At 64.4% G+C, this 15,970-nt stretch carries 16 protein-coding genes; 9 read left to right on the top strand and 7 right to left on the bottom strand.

Annotated features, from left to right (window positions below; genetic code table 11):
• Position 1: 1 nt before the first annotated feature.
• From ACFC3J_RS14190 to cobJ, 3 genes are read left to right on the top strand one after another with little or no spacing between them, the layout of a single operon-like run.
• The gene (locus tag ACFC3J_RS14190) at positions 2–631 is read left to right on the top strand and encodes a precorrin-8X methylmutase (protein WP_375196809.1); all 630 of its coding nucleotides are present in this window, start codon (positions 2–4) and stop codon (positions 629–631) included.
• Positions 628–1,347 carry a precorrin-2 C(20)-methyltransferase gene (gene cobI, locus ACFC3J_RS14185; protein ID WP_375196808.1) on the top strand — a complete coding sequence of 240 codons (720 nt, stop codon included), beginning with the start codon at positions 628–630 and terminating at the stop codon, positions 1,345–1,347. Before ACFC3J_RS14190 ends, cobI begins: the two co-directional genes overlap by 4 nt.
• A complete protein-coding gene (gene cobJ, locus ACFC3J_RS14180; RefSeq protein WP_375196807.1) occupies positions 1,344–2,093 on the top strand; it encodes a precorrin-3B C(17)-methyltransferase in 750 nt (249 codons plus the stop codon). The genes cobI and cobJ overlap by 4 nt, the downstream gene beginning before the upstream one ends.
• Here the strand turns inward: cobJ and ACFC3J_RS14175 are convergent.
• A complete protein-coding gene (locus ACFC3J_RS14175) occupies positions 2,069–2,818 on the bottom strand; it encodes a cobalt-precorrin-6A reductase (RefSeq protein WP_375196817.1) in 750 nt (249 codons plus the stop codon). The genes cobJ and ACFC3J_RS14175 overlap by 25 nt on opposite strands.
• Between ACFC3J_RS14175 and cbiE the strand changes: the two genes are divergently transcribed.
• The 5 genes from cbiE to cobF are packed head-to-tail and all read left to right on the top strand — an operon-like array spanning position 2,817 to position 7,260.
• The gene (gene cbiE / locus ACFC3J_RS14170; protein ID WP_375196806.1) at positions 2,817–4,037 is read left to right on the top strand and encodes a precorrin-6y C5,15-methyltransferase (decarboxylating) subunit CbiE; all 1,221 of its coding nucleotides are present in this window, start codon (positions 2,817–2,819) and stop codon (positions 4,035–4,037) included. The two genes, ACFC3J_RS14175 and cbiE, sit on opposite strands and share 2 nt — an antisense overlap.
• Complete coding sequence (locus ACFC3J_RS14165) at positions 4,034–4,414, top strand: cobalamin biosynthesis protein (protein WP_375196805.1); 381 nt, start codon at positions 4,034–4,036, stop codon at positions 4,412–4,414. The genes cbiE and ACFC3J_RS14165 overlap by 4 nt, the downstream gene beginning before the upstream one ends.
• On the top strand, positions 4,411–5,193 hold the full coding sequence (gene cobM / locus ACFC3J_RS14160) for a precorrin-4 C(11)-methyltransferase (protein WP_375196804.1): 783 nt from the start codon (positions 4,411–4,413) through the stop codon (positions 5,191–5,193). Before ACFC3J_RS14165 ends, cobM begins: the two co-directional genes overlap by 4 nt.
• A gap of 7 nt (positions 5,194–5,200) precedes the next feature.
• Complete coding sequence (locus tag ACFC3J_RS14155) at positions 5,201–6,523, top strand: cobyrinate a,c-diamide synthase (RefSeq protein ID WP_375196803.1); 1,323 nt, start codon at positions 5,201–5,203, stop codon at positions 6,521–6,523.
• Positions 6,520–7,260, top strand: coding sequence for a precorrin-6A synthase (deacetylating) (cobF, locus tag ACFC3J_RS14150; protein WP_375196802.1), 741 nt, complete (start codon positions 6,520–6,522; stop codon positions 7,258–7,260). The genes ACFC3J_RS14155 and cobF overlap by 4 nt, the downstream gene beginning before the upstream one ends.
• Positions 7,261–7,304: 44 nt before the next feature.
• Here the strand turns inward: cobF and ACFC3J_RS14145 are convergent, their stop codons facing one another.
• From ACFC3J_RS14145 to ACFC3J_RS14120, 6 genes are all read right to left on the bottom strand, one after another.
• Positions 7,305–7,508: a hypothetical protein gene (locus ACFC3J_RS14145; RefSeq protein ID WP_375196801.1), complete on the bottom strand. Its 204-nt coding sequence runs from the start codon at positions 7,506–7,508 to the stop codon at positions 7,305–7,307.
• Between the two features lie 161 nt (positions 7,509–7,669).
• Entirely contained in the window at positions 7,670–9,211 is a 1,542-nt protein-coding gene (locus ACFC3J_RS14140) for a SpoVR family protein (protein ID WP_375196800.1), read from the bottom strand.
• Positions 9,212–9,224: 13 nt separating this feature from the next.
• A complete protein-coding gene (locus ACFC3J_RS14135; RefSeq protein WP_375196799.1) occupies positions 9,225–10,532 on the bottom strand; it encodes a YeaH/YhbH family protein in 1,308 nt (435 codons plus the stop codon).
• Positions 10,533–10,560: 28 nt separating this feature from the next.
• Positions 10,561–12,504, bottom strand: a complete 1,944-nt coding sequence (locus ACFC3J_RS14130) for a PrkA family serine protein kinase (RefSeq protein WP_375196798.1) — start codon at positions 12,502–12,504, stop codon at positions 10,561–10,563.
• Between the two features lie 344 nt (positions 12,505–12,848).
• Entirely contained in the window at positions 12,849–14,216 is a 1,368-nt protein-coding gene (locus ACFC3J_RS14125) for an ATP-binding protein (protein WP_375196797.1), read from the bottom strand.
• A 21-nt stretch (positions 14,217–14,237) separates the two neighbouring features.
• Entirely contained in the window at positions 14,238–14,963 is a 726-nt protein-coding gene (locus ACFC3J_RS14120) for a response regulator (protein WP_375196816.1), read from the bottom strand.
• 243 nt (positions 14,964–15,206) lie between these two features.
• Here ACFC3J_RS14120 and ACFC3J_RS14115 point away from each other — a divergent pair.
• Positions 15,207–15,970, top strand: a 764-nt coding sequence (locus ACFC3J_RS14115; protein ID WP_375196796.1) for an efflux RND transporter periplasmic adaptor subunit, incomplete at its 3' end; no start/stop codon positions are given.

Here is a 15,970-nt window from a genome sequence, read left to right as displayed (position 1 = left end):
AATGCCACATATTTACGAAACCGATGGCGCCGCGATTTACCGCCAGTCCTTCCGCACAATCCGTGCCGAGGCCGAACTCACTCGCTTCACGACCGAGGAAGAGCGCATCGCCGTCCGTATGATCCACGCGGCCGGGCTGGTGGACCTCGCCCCCCACATCCGTTTTTCACCGGGATTCGCCAGGGCAGCGATCACTGCGCTGGAGGCGGGCGCCCCCATTCTTTGCGACGCGCGCATGGTTTCCGAAGGCATCACGATCAAACGGCTACCAGCCGTCAATCCGATCATCTGCACGCTCAATGACCCGCAGGTGCCAGAGCTTGCGGCCCGCATGTCCAACACCCGATCCGCCGCGGCGCTCGAACTCTGGCGTCCGCATCTCGCAGGCGCGCTGGTCGCGATCGGCAACGCCCCGACGGCACTCTTCCACCTGCTCAACATGCTGGAAGACCCCGCCTGTCCGCGCCCCGCGGCGATCATCGGCTGCCCGGTGGGCTTCGTCGGCGCGGCGGAATCGAAGGAGGCCCTCTGGCAAAGCCGGCCCGTCCCCTGCTGCATCGTGGAGGGCCGTCTGGGCGGCAGCGCCATAACGGTCGCAGCGATCAACGCCATAGCGAGCGCAGCGGAATGACCGTCGGCACCATTCACGGCGTCGGCCTCGGCCCCGGCGCGCAGGACCTGATGAGCGTCCGCGCCGACCGCCTGATCCGGGGCGCCCGCCACATCGCCTATTTCCGCAAGGCGGGCAAATCGGGCCATGCGCGCGGCATCGTCGACGGCCTGTTGCATCCCGACGTCGTCGAATTCCCGATGGAATATCCGGTGACCACGGAAATTCCGCTGAAGGATCCTCGCTATAATGAGATTCTGTCTGACTTTTACGCGACATGCACCGCGCATCTGGACGGCCTTGCGGCGGCAGGCGAGGAGGTGGTCGTTCTCTGCGAAGGCGATCCCTTTTTCTACGGCAGCTTCATGCACCTGCACAGCCGTCTCAGGGCGCCGGTGAAGATCGTGCCCGGCATCACCGGCATGTCCGGCGCATGGACCGCCAGCGGCACGCCGATCAGCTGGGGCGACGATGTGACCACCGTCCTGATGGCGACGCTGCCGGAAGAGGAGCTGGCCCGCCGCATCCATGACACCAATGCGCTGGTCGTCATGAAGATCGGCCGCAACCTGCCCAAGCTGCGCCGCGCCGTCGAAGCGGCGGGCAAGCAGGACTGCGCATGGCTGGTCGAATATGCGACAATGGCCGACCAGCGGATCACGCCCCTCGGGCAAGCGGACAATGTCACTGCCTATTTCTCGATCCTGCTGATCCACGGACAGGGCCGCCGCCCATGACCGGCTGGATTGCCGTGGCGGGCCTTGGCCCCGGCGCCGAAGCGCAGATCACGCCGGAAGTGTCGGAAACGCTGGCGCAAGCGACCGACATTATCGGCTACATCCCCTATGTCGCCCGCGTCGCCGAGCGCCCCGGCCTGACCCTGCACGCCACCGACAACCGCGTCGAACTGGAGCGCGCCGCCCATGCGCTGGCGCTGGCGGCGGAAGGCAAAAGGGTCGTGATCGTCTCGTCCGGCGATCCCGGCGTCTTCGCCATGGCCTCCGCGCTGTTCGAGGCGCTCGAAAACGGCCCGTCCCACTGGCGCGCGCTCGACATCCGCATCCTGCCCGGCATCACCGCCATGTTGGCCGCCGCCGCGAAGGCAGGGGCGCCGCTCGGCCATGATTTCTGCGCGATCAACCTTTCCGACAATCTCAAGCCCTGGGCCTTGATCGAGCGCCGCCTGCGCCTCGCCGCGCAGGCCGACTTCGCCATGGCCTTCTACAATCCGCGCTCGAAGGCGCGACCGGGGGGCTTTCCCCGCACCCTCGCCATCCTGCGCGAGGAATGCGGCGAGGACCGACTGATCCTCTTCGCCCGCGCCATCTCCACGCCGGAGGAAAGCCTGCGCATCGTCTCCTTGGGGGAGGCAACAGCGGACATGGCCGACATGCGCACCATGGTCATCGTCGGATCGAGCCGCACCCGCCTGATCGAGCGCCCCGGCCAGCCAATCCTCTACACCCCGCGATCGGCGGCCTGATGCAGCCAGTCCAGCACCTCGCGGACCTCATGCGTCACCCGCGCCGCCGGGCTTGGCGGCCGGTCGATCATCAGCACCGGCAGTCCCAGCATCCGCGCAGCGGCCAGCTTGGCCTCCGCGCCGCCGCCGCCTGCATTTTTGGAGACGATCAGCTCTATGCCATGCTCGCGCATCAGGGCCATATCGCCCTCCGGCGTGAACGGTCCCCGATCGACGATCAGCCCATGCCGCGGCAGAGCCGGACCCTCGGCCGGGGCATCGACGAAACGCAGCAGATAATGATGCTGCGGCTGCGCGGCGAAACTGTCCACATGCATCCGCCCAAGCGCCAGCATGACCCGCTTGGCCTCGCCCTCCATTGCCCTGACCGCAGCGGGAATATCCGGCACATGGGTCCAGCGGTCTCCCTCGGACGCGACCCATGGTGGCCGCGTCAGCATGATATGCGCGACGCCGGCCTCCTGCGCGGCGGCGACCGCATGACCGCTCATCGTGGCGGCGAAGGGATGGGTCGCGTCCACCAGATGCGTCACCCTTTCCCGGCGCAGATAATCCACCAGCCCCGCAATGCCGCCGAAGCCGCCGATCCGCACGGGCACGGGCTGGGCGCGCGGCTTGCCGGTCCGTCCGGCATAGCTCAGCACCGCCCGCTCGCCCCGATCCGCCAGAGCGCTCGCCAGCGCGCTCGCCTCGGTCGTCCCGCCCAATATGAGGATGTTGGAAATGGCCGATACTCCTGACGCTGAAACTTCTTCGCCCTGGCTGACGATCGTCGGCATCGGCGAGGATGGCGCCGACGGCCTGTCCCCCGCCGCCCGCAAGGCGCTGGAAGACGCAGCCTTCATCAGCGGAGCGCCCCGCCATCTGTCGCTTCTCCCGCCCTGTAAGGCGGAACGGCATGGCTGGCCAGTCCCCTTCGAGGAAGGCGTGCAGGCCCTGCTCGCCCGCCGCGGCCAGCCGGCCGTCATGCTGGCTTCGGGCGATCCCTTCTGGTTCGGCGCAGGCGCCAGCATCACCCGGCGCCTGTCCCCCGGCGAATGGACAGCCCTCCCCGCGCCCTCCACTTTCTCCCTCGCCGCCGCCCGGCTTGGCTGGCCGATCCAGCATATCGCCTGTCACGGCCTCCATGCCGCACCGCTTGCGCGCCTGCGGCCAGAGCTGACGCCGGGACACCGCGCCCTCATCCTGCTGCGCGATGGCCCGGCCGTTCGCGAACTTGCGCGCTATCTGACGGAAATCGGCTTTGGCGCCTCGACCCTCCATGTGCTGGAATCGATCGGCGGACCGCGTGAACGCGTAAGAGCTGTCCAGGCCAATGCCCTGAATTTTGAGGATATCGCTCATCCGGTGGCCGTCGGATTGACGGTCGCGGGCGACGGGACGACGCTCCCCTGCGCCAGCGGCCTAGCCGACGACTGGTTCGACCATGACGGCCAGATCACGAAGCGCCCCGTCCGCGCCCTGACCCTCTCGGCCCTCGCCCCGCGCCCGGGAGAGACGCTCTGGGACATTGGCGCCGGCTCCGGCTCCATCGCCATCGAATGGCTGCTCGCCCATCCCTCGACCCAGGCCCTCGCCTTCGAGGCCGACGCCCGCCGCGCTGCGCGGGCACGGAGCAATGCCGCCGCGCTGGGGGTGGATCGCCTGATGGTGACCGAAGGCTGCGCGCCGGACGTTCTGCACGATCGGTCGCGTCCGGACGCCATTTTCATCGGCGGCGGCCTCAGCCAGTCTCTGCTCGAGATGCTGTTCAGCCTCCCCGGCGGCCCCACCCGCCTCGTCGCCAACGCGGTCACGCTGGAGTCCGAAGCGCTGCTCGCCCACTGGCATGCCGAGAAGGGCGGCGATCTTTTGCGCATCGAACTGGCGCAGGCCGCGCCGCTTGGCAGCCGCAGGGGGTGGCGCTCCGCCTATCCGCTGGTGCAATGGAGCGTCACGCTATGATCGTCGCAGGCTTCGGCTTTCGGGAGAGCGCGACGCTCGCCTCGCTCGAAAGCGCCTTGCAGGCTGCCAATGAAGACGCCCGGCGGGTAGTGGCGCTCGCCACGCTGGAAAGCAAGGCGGAGCAGCTCGCCCCCTTGGCGCAAAAGCTGGCCCTGCCGCTCCTGCGCGTTTCCCCTGACCTGTTGGCAAGACAGTCCGTCCAGACCCGGTCCGCCAAGGCGCATGCCATCCACGGCACCGGCAGCGTCGCCGAAGCCGCCGCGCTCGCCGCGGCAGGCCCCGCAGCCCGCCTTGTCTCGCCGCGCTTTATCTCGGCGGATCGTCTTGCGGCCTGCGCCCTTGCCGCCAGCACTCGTGACGAAAGCCACCCCGCATGACCGTTCATTTCATCGGCGCCGGTCCCGGCGCGCCCGATCTCATCACCCTTCGCGGCCGCGACCTGATCGCCAGCTGTCCGGTCTGCCTTTATGCAGGCTCGCTGGTGCCCGCCGCCCTGCTCGAACATTGCCCGCCCGGCGCCCGCATCATCAACAGCGCCCCGATGACATTGGACGAGATCGTCGCCACGCTTCGCCAAGCGCATGAAGCGGGCCATGACGTCGCCCGCCTCCATTCCGGCGACCTGTCGATCTGGTCCGCCATGGGCGAACAGCTCCGTCGCCTGAAGGCGCTGAACATTCCCTATAGCGTCACCCCCGGCGTCCCGTCCTTCGCCGCCGCCGCCGCCGCCTTGGGAACCGAACTGACCTTGCCCGAACTGGGCCAGTCGCTGGTCCTCACCCGCACGCCGGGCCGGGCAAGCAGCATGCCCCCGCGGGAGACCCTGACCGCCTTTGGGGCCACCGGCGCAACGCTGGCCGTCCATCTCTCGATCCACAATCTGGCTCAGGTCGTCGCGGACCTGACCCCCCATTATGGCGCGGACTGCCCTGCTATCGTGGTCTGGCGCGCAAGCTGGCCCGACCAGCGGATCGTCCGCGCCACCCTCGCCACCATCGGGGAAGCCGCCGCCGATGGCCCTGAACGCACCGCCATCATCCTTGTCGGCCCGGTGCTGGGGGACGATAATTTCGCCGAAAGCAGCCTCTATGCCCCCGGCTATGACCGCCGTTTCCGCCCATCGAGCGCGGAGTCGATCTTCGTGGGCAAGGAATGAGCGGGCAATGACGCCCGGCATCCTCATCGCCGCACCGCGTTCCGGATCGGGCAAGACCACGATCACGCTGGGCCTGCTTCGCGCCTTTGCGCGCGCAGGCCTGAAGGTCCAGCCATTCAAGTCCGGCCCCGACTATATCGATCCCGGCTTCCAGCAAGCCGCAAGCCATCGCCCTTCCCATAATCTCGACAGCTGGGCCATGCCGCGTCCGCTGATCGCTCACATCGCCGCGGAGGCCGATGATGCGGACCTTGTCGTCGCGGAAGGAGTGATGGGCCTTTTCGACGGCGCCCCGTGCAGGGGCGAATGCGGCAATGGATCGAGCGCGGACGTCGCCGCCGCGCTGGGCTGGCCGGTCATCCTCGTCATGGACGTCAGCGGCCAAAGCCAGTCCGCCGCCGCCATCGCTCAGGGTTTCCGCAGCCTGCGTCCCGACATTGCCATGGCCGGGGTGATCCTGAACCGAGTGGCCAGCGCCCGCCATGAACAGATGATCCGACAGGCCATGGCGGAAGCAGGCATGAAGGTGTTCGGCGCCATCCCCCGCTGCCCGGACCTCACCTTGCCGGAGCGGCATCTGGGACTGGTGCAGGCCAGCGAACAGGGCAATCTCGATGCCTTCATGGAGCGGATGGCCGACATGATCGGCGCCCATGTCGATCTGGACGGTATCCGAAGCGCCGCCACCTCCGCCACCGCCGCGCCGACGCCCCGCGCAGACGGCATTGCGCCACCCGGCCAGCGGGTCGCCGTCGCGCAGGATGAAGCCTTTTCCTTCACCTATGCGCATCTGCTGACGCAGTGGCGCGCGGCGGGCGCCGAAATCCTGCCCTTTTCTCCGCTGGCCGACGAAGCGCCGCCCGCCGATGCCGATGCCGTCTGGCTTCCCGGCGGCTATCCGGAACTGCACGCCGGGCGCCTTGCCGCAGCCAGCCGCTTCCTGGCGGGCTTGCGTCACCATGCTCTCGACCGCCCCATCCATGGCGAATGCGGCGGCTATATGGTGCTGGGGGAAGCGCTGATCGACGCAAAGGGAGAAGCCCATTGCATGGCCGGGCTGCTCGGCCTTGTCACCAGCTTCGCCGAGCGTCGCCTGCATCTGGGCTATCGTCAGGCCCGACTGTTGCAGCCCATGGGCGGCTTCTCAGCAGGAACGGCGCTGAACGGCCATGAATTCCATTATTCGACCATCATCGACCAGCCCGACAGCCCGCTTGCGTCCGTCACCGACGCTCAGGGCCAGCCGGTCTCCTCCACAGGGTCGTTCCGCGGCTACGTCAGCGGCAGCTTCTTCCACCTCATCGCGCCCGCATCGGACCCCATTTCATGATCACGCTCCATCTCATCGGCATCGGCACGGGCAATCCCGATCATCTGACCTATGCCGCGGTAAAGGCGATGAACGCTGCCGATCTGATCCTGTTACCCCGCAAGGGGGAGGAAAAGTCCGATCTGGCCGACCTGCGCCGCACCATCTGCGCGCAACTGCTGACGCAACCCGTCAGGATCGTCGAGTTCGACATGCCCAAACGGTCGGATCAGGGCTGCTATATCGACGCCGTGATCGACTGGCACGACGCCATCGCAGCCCTGTGGCAGGAGCAGATCGAACGCCATCTGCCGGATGGCGGAACGATGGCGCTGCTGGTCTGGGGCGATCCCTCCCTGTATGACAGCAGCCTGCGGATCGCGCAGCGTATGACCGGCGCAAGCGTGCAGGTCATCCCCGGCATCACCAGCATGCAGGCTCTCACCGCCGCGCATGGCATTTGCCTCAACGATCTGGCCGAACCCGTGCTGATCACCACCGGGCGGCAATTGCGCGAAAGGGGCTGGCCGGGGGCCGCAAACACGCTGGTAGTGATGCTGGACGGCGATTGCGCGTTCCAGACGCTGACCGATGAAGGCATCGACATCTGGTGGGGCGCCTATCTGGGCATGGCGCAGCAGGCGCTGGCCCAGGGTCCTGTGCTGACTGTCGGTCGCCAAATCATTGAACGCAGGGCCGCATTGCGCCGCGACCACGGCTGGATCATGGACATTTATCTATTGCGCAAACGCCGCTGACCGGCGGCAATCGCCGCCGGCAAATTATCCCGCCAAAATCCGGATCAGGCGACGTTAGGGCACAATTCCACGATCGGCCGGTTCACCGCCTGCCGCGCACCCATCACCGCCGCTTCAGCACGCCGGCGAAATTCCGCGGCCATCGCCTGATGCATCATCCGCGCCGAAGCATCCGCGGTGGTTGCCGCCAACTGCTCATGCATTCTTGCCCGCTCAAGACATTCTTCCGGATTGAGGGCATTGGTCATGAACCGAACTCCTGCCTGTCCCGGGCCGGAACCGCCTCTGCCGAACAACCGCCAGAACGAGGCCTGACCCACGAAAACCGGCGGATAACTTAGCCGTTTCGGAAGGGGATTGAAAACGGAATCTTGGGCCCCCGCCGCGCCCGTCCGCCCCCGGCACCAGTTCAGCGCAACCAGCCCGGATTGGGCTGTCCGCTATGGCTTTTCAGCTCCTTGCGCGTCTCCGGGTCGACTTCCCGCAACACGACCTCATAACCCCACAAATTCGCCAGATTCTGCAAGACCATAGCTGCATCGGCGGGGTCCAGTTGCACCCCATCCAACACGGAATGTTCCACGATCAACCGCCGGTCGCCCGCCAGATCGACGTCGACGACCTGAATGTCCGGTTCCTGCCGCCCGATATCATATTCCCGCGCCAGAGAGCGCCGGATCCGCCGATATCCGCGCTCGTCATGGATGGCATCTACCCGCAATTCCGATTCGCCCGCCTTGTCCAGGATCTTGAACAGCCGCCATTGCCGGATCAGATGGGGGCTAAGGAACTGCGAAACGAAGCTCTCGTCCCGATAATTCGCCCATATGTCCTTCAGCACCCCCATCACATCGTCCGCCCCTGCGATTTCGGGAAACCATTCCCGATCCTCCTCAGTCGGCTCATTACAGATCCGCTCGATATCCGACATGATGCCGAAACCCAGCGCATAGGGGTTGAAGCCCCCGAAATGCCCGGAATCGTAGGTCGGCTGATAGACGACGCCGGTGTGCGACTGGATGAATTCCATGAACGCCCCGTCCGTGATCCAGCCGCGCTCATGCAGCATCGTCATGATCCGATAATGGGTGAAGGTCGCGCAGCCCTCATTCATCGCCTTGGTCTGGCGCTGGGGATAGAAATATTGGGCGATCAGCCGGACGATCCGCAGGATTTCACGCTGCCAGCTTTCCAGCCGCGGGCCGGTTTTCTCCAGAAAATAAAGGATATTTTCCTGCGGCAGTCCCAGCGCCTCCCGCCGCGCTTCGCCGGGCACGGCATCGGCCTTCGCGCCCACCGGAATGGTTCGCCAAAGATCGTCATAGATGCGGTCGCGATAGGCCTGCCGCTCGGCCTCCCGCGCCGCCTCGCTCTTGAGGTCGCGGGGCCGGATGCGCGGATAGCGGTGCACGCCCTGATTCATCAGTGCATGGGCCGCATCCAGCACCCGCTCGACCGGCAATTGCCCATAACGTTCCTCGCACTGGGCGATATAGCGCTTGGCGAATTCCAGATAGTCCAGAATGCCTTCCGCATCGGTCCACTGCTTGAAGACATAATTATTCTTGAAGAAATGATTATGGCCAAAGGCGGCATGCGCGATAACGAGCGTCTGCATGGTCGCGCTGTTTTCCTGCATCAGATAGTTGATGCAGGGGTCGGAGTTGATCACCAGCTCATAGGCAAGGCCGCGCAACCCCTTGCGATACATCATTTCATTGGTCACGAACTGCTTGCCGAACGACCAATGCTTGTAGAAAAGCGGCATGCCTATGGAGGAATAGGCGTCCAGCATCTGTTCCGCGCTGATGATTTCTATCTGGTTGGGATAGATATCCAGCTTCATTTCCTTGAGCGCGATCGGCTCGATCGTCTCATAGATGCGGTTGATCAGGCCAAAGTCCCAATCGCTGCCCGTGAACAGCGGCGCGTTAGCCATCTTGGCCGTCATGCCCACTCCACCATCATGAACTCCGCTCCGCTACACCCTTGCGCTGGAACAGCTCGCGGAACACCGGGTAGATTTCGCGCCGGTGATGCACCTTGCGCATCACGAAATTGCGATTGGTCTCGCTGACGGGCGCATAGGCCTGCCAAAGGCCGGTCGCGGTCCCCACCGTCTCGATATCGGCAAATTCCTCCCGCCCGACCTCCAGATAGGCTACATATTGGGAAATGGGCAGGATTTCATCGTTCATCAGGCTGACGACCCGGCCATTGTCCGATTGCATCGTGTCGCCGTCCGAGGCCTGCGCCACATAGATGTTCCAGTCGTCCGGCCGATAGCGTTCCTTCACCACCTCCATCAGCTTGTCGAGCGCGCTCGACACCAGCGTCCCGCCGGTCACCGTGCTGTAGAAAAAGGTCTGCTCGTCGACCTCCGCCGCCCGGTCGGTATGGTGGATGAACACCACCTCGACATGTTCGTAACAGCGCGTCAGGAACAGATGCAGCAGCGCGAAGAAGCGCTTGGCCAGATCCTTCATATGCTCCGTCATGGAGCCGGAGACGTCCATCAGACAGAACATCACCGCCTGCGCGACCGGCTTGGGCACCGTCTCGAACCGGCGATAGCGCAGGTCGACCGGATCGATATAGGCGATCAGATTGCGACGCCGGATGATGTGCGACCGCTCCTCGCGCAGGGCCTCCAGCCGCACCGCATCGTCGGGCAACGGCGGATCGCGCCCCTCGATCAGCGCGATTTCATCCTCGACCCTTTGCAGATCTGCGCCCTTGGGCCGCCGCAGCGCCAGCCGCCGCGACATCGCCCTTTGCATGGTTCGCGGCACGGAGAGGTTGGACGGGTTACCGACGACCGAATAGCCCGCCCGCCTGATCCCGTCGACCGCCCCGCCGATCAGCCGTCGCTTGGCCAGATCGGGCAGTTCCAGATCGTCAAGGAACAGCCCCAGAAACTCCTCCCGGCTGAGCGCGAACTGGAAATCGTCATTCCCCTCGCCCTGCCCGGCCTGCGACCCGGCGCCCTGACCGCCATCAGGCCGTTTGATCCTGTCGCCTTCCATATAGTCGTGATTGCCAGGGAAGACGCGCTCCCGATTGCCGCCCTGTGCAGCGCGGTGCAGCGTCGGCTCATGGATCGCATCGCGCTGAATGGAGATCTGGCCTTCCTTGTCCAGATCCTTGATGCTGCGGTCCTTCAGACTGTCGCGCACCGCCTGCTGCACATAAGCTCTCGCCCTCCGCAGGAAGCGCTGCCTGTTCACCAGGCTCTTGCCACCCGGATTCAGCCGTCTGTCGACTATGTGCATGAGGCCTTGGGCACCTCCGCGAAAACCATCAACCAGCCTGCTTGACCCGGATATACCATTCGACAAGCCGCCGGACCTGTCGTTCAGTATAGCCTCTTTCGATCATCCGCGCGACGAATTCGTCATGTTTGGTCGCGGTCTCGCCATCCTTTTTCGAACCGAAGCTGATGACCGGCAGCAGATCCTCGACCTGGCTGAACATCCGCTTCTCGATCACCTCGCGGATCTTCTCATAGCTGGTCCAGCTCGGGTTGCGCCCGTCATTGCTGGCCCGCATGCGCAGCGCGAATTTCACGACCTCGTTGCGGAAATCCTTGGGATTCGCGATGCCTGCCGGCTTTTCGGTCTTCGACAGTTCCTGATTGATGACCTCCCGGTCCAGCAACTGCCCGGTATCCGGGTCCTTGAAGTCCAGATCCTCGATCCACGCATCGGCATAGGCGACATAGCGGTCGAAGAGATTCTGGCCATAATCATGATAGGATTCCAGATAGGCCTTCTGGATTTCATTGCCGATGAATTCGGCATAGCGCGGCGCCAGTTCGCCCTTGATGAACTCCAGATAGCGGGCCTCGACCTCGGCCGGGAACTGCTCCTGCCGCACCATGCCTTCCAGCACATACATGAGGTGCACCGGGTCGGCCGCGATCTCGATCGTGTCATGGTTGAAGGTCGCCGACAGCGCCTTGAAAGCGAAGCGGGTCGAAATGCCCGACATGCCCTCGTCCACCCCCGCCGCGTCGCGATATTCCTGAAGGCTTTTCGCCCGCGGATCGATCTCCCGCAGCATCTCGCCGTCATAGACCCGCATCTTGGAGTAGAGATTGCTGTTTTCATGCTCACGCAGCCGGGTCAGCACCGAAAAACGGGCCAGCATGTCGAGCGTGCCGGGCGCGCAGGGCGCCTTGCTGAGATCGGATTCCCTCAGCAGTTTCTCGTAGACATGCCGTTCTTCGGTCGCCTGCAAACTATAGGGCACCTTGATGACGTAGATACGGTCGATAAAGGCTTCGTTATTCTTGTTGTTCTTGAAATTGGCCCATTCCGATTCATTGGAATGCGCCATGATGATCCCGTTATAGGGTATGGCGCCGATATTTTCGGTACCGATATAATTGCCCTCCTGCGTCGCGGTCAGCAACGGGTGGAGCATCTTGATCGGCGCCTTGAACATCTCGACGAATTCCAGCATGCCCTGGTTCGCCCGGTTGAGGCCGCCGGAATAGCTGTAGGCGTCCGGATCGTTTTGGGAGAGCATCTCCAGCTTGCGGATGTCGACCTTGCCGACCAGCGAGCTGATGTCCTGATTATTCTCGTCGCCCGGCTCCGTCTTGGCGATCGCGATCTGGCGCATGCGCGAGGGCATCAGGCGGATGACCTTGAACTGCGATATGTCGCCGCCAAATTCGTCCAGCCGCTTGCGGCACCACGGGCTGATCATGCCGGTCAGCCGACGCCGGGGAATGGCGTAATTTTCCTCGATGAAGGCGCCGTGGGTTTCCGCGTCGAACAGCGCCAGCGGGCTTTCGAAGATCGGGCTGACCTCATCCCCCGCCTTCAGCACATAGATGGGATGCACCTCCATCAGCGCCTTCAGCCTTTCGGCCAGCGAGGATTTGCCCCCGCCCACCGGGCCCAGCAGATAGAGAATCTGCTTGCGCTCCTCCAGTCCCTGGGACGCATGGCGCAGGAAGCTGACGATATGTTCGATCGTCCCTTCCATGCCGTAGAAATTGGTGAAGCTCTTGTAACGCCGGATCGTCCGGTTCATGAAGATTCGGCCCAGCCGCTGGTCACGCGAGGTGTCGATGATCTCCGGCTCGCCGATCGCGGCCAACAACCGTTCCGCGGCGGATGCATGCATCAATGGATCGTTGCGACATCCCAGCAGATAGTCTTCGATGGACATTTCGGCCTGACGCCGATCGTCGAACTTCCGCGTGAAGCTGGAAAACAGCTCATTCTTCGTCACTGGCGACTCCCGCTAAAGTAGCCGTGTAAGCAATATAAACCCTTATGAACTGCAAAAACAGTGCAATAGAGCAAGATCAATCCAAAAAATCAGAACCTTTCCAAAAATTCATCTGAAAATGTCTACCAAATGAACACAAGTAACTGGCCCGGCCAAGCAAGAGCATTCCGGCAGGGGCACGACTGTCAATTGTCTGGGTGACGACATGTGGGCGCCACGCCGTGGTCGTGCGGTATCATGTTAACGCGACGTTCCCCCGCCGCGATTGGAGCATAGTGTCACCTGATGCCTTCAGAGGGAAGAGGATAATGACGATAATCGTTTCAACCGCGCCATAAGTTCCATCAGGCCTTCATGTCTATGGCGGCGATGAGCCCCCCGTCTGCGGCATTGGCCAGCCGCACTGACGCCTCGAAACTGAGCGCCAGCGATCGGGCGATAGTCAGACCAATGCCCGTTCCCGGCCGCCCGCCCGGCTGGCTGGCGGCGCCCCGGGTAAAGGGTTCGAACATCTGATCCAGCTGGTCCGGCGCGATGCCCGGTCCATGATCCCGCACCTCGATCAGCACCCGCCCGGTCTGCCGCATGCAACTGATGTCCGCGCTGCCGCCATATTTGACCGCATTGTTGACGAGGTTGCTGATGCAGCGGGTCAACGCGTTGGGCTTGACCCGGATCGTGCCGCCGCAGCCCTTCAGGAAACGGACCGGCGATCCCAGATCCTGCGCATCTTCCGCCATGCTGGTCAGCAGAGAATCTATGTCGATCACCGACCAGTCTTCCTGCGATTCGGTGCTCGCCGCAAGATCCAGCCCTTCGCGCACCAGCGTCATCATTGCCTGATGGTCCTGCAACAGGCGCGCCCGCAATTCCTCATTCTCGACCAGTTCGAGACGCAGGCGCAACCGGGTCAGCGGCGTCTGCAAGTCATGGCTGATCGCGGCCAGCAATTGCGTCCGTTCGGCGAAGCCGGCGCGAACGCGGCGCTGCATCAGGTTGAAGGTGGAAAGCGCGGCACGCACCTCCTCCGGCCCGCGTTCAGGTATCTCCTCCGGGTCCATCGACACCGAGAAGGCCTCCGCCGCCAGTTCCAGACGGCGCAGCGGCTTGGCGACGAGCCGCGCCACGATGATCGCCAGCGCCGCCGACGACAGCAGGATCAGCAACAGATAGACGGGATTGGCCAAAGTGCTGGGCGGTTTGGCAAGACGCGGCAGGAAAAGCGCCAGCGACCAGCGCGCCCCTGCATTGTCGGTGAAGCGCACGACCCAGCAATCCGGGCGCGGCGTGCCGATCAGTCCGGCCGCCCGGCTGCTGGGGTCGTTTTTCTTGGGGGGGAAGCAAAGCCCCGCCGGGACCTGACCCGCTTCAGGGTTGGAAGATCGGCCAAGACGGGCCTTCAGCACTTCGGCAAGGGTGGCGTCGGGGTCCGTCAGCGCGATGCCGTCCGGCGCCATGATCGCGCCCAATATCTGCCGGTTCCGCAACAGGCCCTCGACCCTGACCGGATCGTGGCTGAGCCGCTGCGCGATGTCGACGGCGCTCGCCACCACGCGCTGGGTCCGCCACCGCTCGAAATCGAGATGACGGGTCTTCTCGGCCACCAGCAGAGCCAGCACGGCGGCCACGGTCATGCCCACCGTCAGCAACAGGAAGATATGGCCGGTCAGGGAACGGAAGAAACTGCGCGCCCGCGCAATCGGAGCGATCATATGCGCGTCATTGCCCCTGCATCATTCATATGTGACCGTGCTGGCCAGCACATAGCCCTCGCCCCGCACCGTCAGGATCAGCCCTTCGCCGCCCGGACTGTCCGCCAGCTTCTGCCGCAACCGGCTGACCTGCAAATCGATCGACCGGTCGAAGGCGGCCGTCGCCCGCCGCTCGGGCACCAGCTCTTCGCGAGACAGCACGACATTGGGTTCCTCAATGAAGCGCGACAGCAGGCGGAATTCGGCGGAAGACAGCATGATCAGCCGCTCATCGCCCGCAATCAGCCGCCGCTGGAACAGGTCCAGCCGCCAGGATCCGAAGCGGGCGATCCGCGCCGATTTCTGCCGGGCCATGTCATCGCTGCGCGCCCGGCGCAGCAGGTTGCGGATGCGCACCAGCAACTCGCGCGGTTCGAACGGCTTGGTCAGATAATCGTCGGCGCCCAGTTCAAGCCCCAGCACCCGGTCGATGGCGCTGCCCCGCGCCGTGACCATGATGATCTGGACGCCGCTGCCCTGCGCCCGCAATTCGCGGCAGAGGGACAGGCCGTCACCATCGGGCAGGTTCAGGTCCAGCACGATCAGGTCGATGGCGCGCGTCGCCATCGCCGCGTTCAGTTCGGTCAGGCTGCCCGCCGACAGCACTTCATATTGCTCCTGGGCCAGCTGACCGGCGATCAGGTCCCTTATGTCTTCATCATCATCGACGACGATCACGCGGGGCTGACGGGATGACGGATCGGGCATCATCCTCTTCTAGCCGCTTTTTCCCGGCAAGTCTGCGCCCCAAAGGCGGCTCGATACATTGCGATACAATCCGCTACACATTGATCCAGCCGGACAATAAGTCGCACTAGAGCGCGTCCTGCCAAGCGGAGATGAGAACAGGGTCGGCTTCCTGTGAAATGGCGCCGACCTTCGCCCGGCGCTCCCTCCCCTCCCCCTGCGCCGGGCGAAGTCCTTTCCCCTCGATTGGATGCCCGTTCGAACATGTCCAGCCGTTCCCTTTTCCTCCGTTCCGCTCCTGTCATGCTATGCATCATGACCGCCGCCTGCGGCGACAAGGAAGCGCCGAAAAAAGGGCCGGTGGAGGTCGGCGTGGTGACGCTGACCGCGCAGAATGTGACCGTCTCCACCGAATTGCCGGGCCGCACCGCCTCCACCATGATGTCGGAGGTTCGCCCGCAGGTCGCAGGCGTGGTGCAGAAGCGGCTGTTCACCGAAGGCTCCTTCGTCAGGGCGGGGCAGCCACTTTATCAGATCGACCCCTCCCTCTACCGCGCCTCCCGTGATGAGGCGGCCGCGACGCTCGCCAGCGCGCAGGCCACCGCCGCCGCCGCGCAGGCCAAGGCGAACCGCTACCGCACGCTGGGCCAGAGCGAAGCCGTCAGCGCGCAGGATCGGGACGATGTGATCGCCACCGCCCGACAGGCAAGCGCCGCCGTTCAGCAGGCCCGCGCCTCCCTGCAGACGGCAGGCATCAACCTCAATTTCACGCAGGTCCGCGCGCCAATCAGCGGGCGCATCGGTCGTTCCTCGGTCACGCCCGGCGCACTGGTCACCGCCAGCCAGACGACGGCACTCGCCACCATTCAACAGCTCGATCCGATCTTCGTCGACATCACGCAATCGAGCGCCAAGGTGCTGGAACTACGGCGCGCCCTCGCCGCCGGGAAGGCACTGCCCGCCAGCGCCAACATCCGGCTGAAGCTCGACGACGGCACCGACTATCCGCTGGAGGGCCGGATCGAATT

This window comes from Sphingobium sp., from assembly GCF_041987595.1.
In the GTDB taxonomy this organism is placed as follows: domain Bacteria; phylum Pseudomonadota; class Alphaproteobacteria; order Sphingomonadales; family Sphingomonadaceae; genus Sphingobium.
This window is presented reverse-complemented; position numbering and strand designations above follow the sequence as displayed.